The 2,490-nt window shown below is 73.9% G+C and carries 3 protein-coding genes and 1 pseudogene; all 4 read right to left on the bottom strand.

Going from position 1 to position 2,490, the window contains the following annotated elements:
• Positions 1 to 40: 40 nt before the first annotated feature.
• Positions 41 to 274 (bottom strand): hypothetical protein, encoded by a 234-nt coding sequence (locus ACFWPI_RS39415; protein WP_380425384.1) that lies wholly within the window; start codon positions 272 to 274, stop codon positions 41 to 43.
• Between the two features lie 455 nt (positions 275 to 729).
• Positions 730 to 1,338, bottom strand: coding sequence for a DUF1772 domain-containing protein (locus ACFWPI_RS39410; RefSeq protein ID WP_380381064.1), 609 nt, complete (start codon positions 1,336 to 1,338; stop codon positions 730 to 732).
• A 181-nt stretch (positions 1,339 to 1,519) separates the two neighbouring features.
• Positions 1,520 to 2,179, bottom strand: coding sequence for a hemerythrin domain-containing protein (locus ACFWPI_RS39405; RefSeq protein ID WP_380381062.1), 660 nt, complete (start codon positions 2,177 to 2,179; stop codon positions 1,520 to 1,522).
• A gap of 84 nt (positions 2,180 to 2,263) precedes the next feature.
• A pseudogene (locus tag ACFWPI_RS39400) lies at positions 2,264 to 2,490 on the bottom strand (NmrA family transcriptional regulator); the annotation flags it as partial.

Below are 2,490 nucleotides of genomic sequence, written 5' to 3'. Positions count from 1 at the left end.
CGGCAGCATCACGCTGCCGGGCCCGGGGCCGTCGCCGCTCCTACCGCCCGCCCTCTCCCGGCCTGCGCGGGGGGTTGCGCCGCAGCGGGGCCAGTTCACGGGCCAGCGTCCGCACGTCCACGGCTATCCGCGCCGCGAGTTCGCCCGGCCCCGCGTCGCCCGGCAGGCGCCGGGACCAGGAACGCGCCTTGGCCGGACCGTCCTGGACCATGTCGAAGTTCAGTCGCACCGCCCCGGCCACGTCCGCCAGGGTCACCAGGATCCGGGTGTCCACGAGGTCGATCGTGACCTCGTTCCCGATGCACGAACACGCCACCAGACCCTCGATGTCCTCCTCCGCCAGATATCTGGCCAGGGGAACCGCTCTCCCCCGGATCAGGTACGGACGTACCACCGCCACCACAGACCCCGCCCCCTCTCCAGCTCACCGGACACGCCGACCACCGTACGGCCCGGCAGCGGCGCAAGCGCGCCGCAACGACCGGGCCCGCCCATGCTCCACCCATAGCCCCCGGATCGCCAAGTCCAGGACGCCCCAGGCGACTTGACCGACAGCACTGGCCCGGCGCACCGGCGCACGCCCCGGCGCACTCGGGCGCCCCACCACCAGGCCCGCCACCGGGCCCGCCACCGGGCCCGCCGCACCCGAAACGCACGAAGGCCCGCCCGCACGAGGCGGACGGGCATCCCCGCGGCCGCGCAGCCCTGCGGCGCGCGCGGCCGGGCCGCTCAGCGGCCCAGGCGGCTGAACCGGCCGTGCAGGACCAGCGAGCGGCTCAGGGCCGCCAGGCCCGCCGTGCAGAGCAGCGTGCGGAGCATGTTGGCGGCCACCCAGGTGCCCTCGAACTTGGCGCGCGCGCCCGCGAAATCGTGGATCTGGGACGGGTCTCCGGCCGCCGCCAGCTCGTTGTTGAGCGGGATGTTGACGCCCATCGTGACCATCAGCGCCACCACGTACAGCACCGTCGCCCCGGCCGCCCACAGCGCCGCCTGGCGCCGGCCGGCCTTGTGCTGCAGCCAGGCCGCCACGCCGGTGGCGGCGAAGGCCCCGACGAAGACCAGGCCGAACATCCCGTTCTCGATCGACGAGTTGATGTGCTGCATCGCCGTCACGTACGTCCGGTCGTCCCCGGCCGCGAGGCCGGGCATCACGGACACGTCGAAGGCGAAGAACAGGCCCGCCATCAGGCCCATCGCGATGGTGGCGCCCGCCAGGACGGGCCCGGCGGCGCGGCCCTGCCCGGCCGTTCCGCCGTGCGGTGAACTCCCCGGCCGCACACCGCCGATGGCCGACGGGACGGCGTACGACACCGGTGCCGACCTCTGATCCGAACGCATCACAGGACCCCTTTTCACTCTCCCGGCCCCGCAGGGCGCGGTGCCGGCGAACAGCGGAACGAACGACACCACCCACCGTGCGGCGCCACCCGCAACGGAACCGCGACAACCGGAACCCCTCTTCACACCAAGGCACTTGCGGAGTCGGCGAGTGCCCGGGGAGTCGGAAAGGGGTGAGCGGTCACAGAACCGGGTTCAGGGTGCGCCGGTACCGGCGCTCCAGCACCGTACGGCCGATCAGCCGCACCGGGCCCGGGATGGTGGCCGACACGGCCCGCACGGACGCCGCGTCCGCGCCGTCGAACATCCACGGTTGCAGGTACGTCATGACCTGCCCCGGCGCGCTCTGGATGATCCGCCGCTCCACCCGCAGGTACTCGTCCACCGGCAGGCCCGCGAGAGCCGGGAACACCACCGGCTCCTCGTGCCCCAGGTGCTCGCGGATCAGGTTCTCGAACCCCGCCGCGGCATCCGGCAGTTCGGCGATCCGGCGGGCGGAGAGCACCTCCGCCACCCGGCGCATCGTCCGGTCGAGCGCTTCGTGGTCCTGCTCCAGGATGCCGCCGCCGTCGAAGCCGGCCAGCCGCTCGCGCAGGAAGGGCCAGAGGATCTCGTCCTCGCTGTGGTGGTGCCAGTCGATGACGGCCCGCAGTCGGCCGAACCAGTCCGCCAGGGCCGCCGCGGGGCCCCAGCCGCCCGCGGACGAACCCCGGGCGGCGGCCGCGCTCAGCCGCGCGGCGTCCCGGCGCATCGCCACGTGCATCAGCCCGAAGCCCTGGATGTGCCCGGGCAGCGCGCCCACGCCCTGCTCACTCGACCAGACCTGCTTGCCGTCCGACATGGCCAAACCTCCACTGTTATGTCCGGATACACGACCAACGCCCGCCCGGTGGCGGCCTGTTCGGGCCGCCACCGGCGAGCCGGCTCACACGTTCCACACGCCCGAGGCGGCGGCCTCGCGGGCGAAGTCGGCGAAGTCGCGCGGCTCACGCCCCAACGCCCGCCGCACCCCGTCCCCCAACGAGGCGTTACGACCGTCCAGGATCACCGAGAACAGCTCCGCGAAGTCCCCCGGCAGACCCGCCTCCTCCAACACCCCCCGGTACGCCGCCTCCGACACCGCCTCGAACCGCACCTCACGACCCGTCGCCC

Source organism: Kitasatospora sp. NPDC058492, from assembly GCF_042720685.1.
GTDB lineage: Bacteria > Actinomycetota > Actinomycetes > Streptomycetales > Streptomycetaceae > Kitasatospora.
Note: the sequence above shows the minus strand (reverse complement) of the source record. Positions and strands in the feature narration are given on the sequence as shown.

Coding starts and splice junctions, on each gene's coding strand:
- ACFWPI_RS39410 (WP_380381064.1), bottom strand. CDS start 1,338: ATGCGTTCGGATCAGAGGTCGGCACCGGTGTCGTACGCCGTCCCGTCG.
- ACFWPI_RS39405 (WP_380381062.1), bottom strand. CDS start 2,179: ATGTCGGACGGCAAGCAGGTCTGGTCGAGTGAGCAGGGCGTGGGCGCG.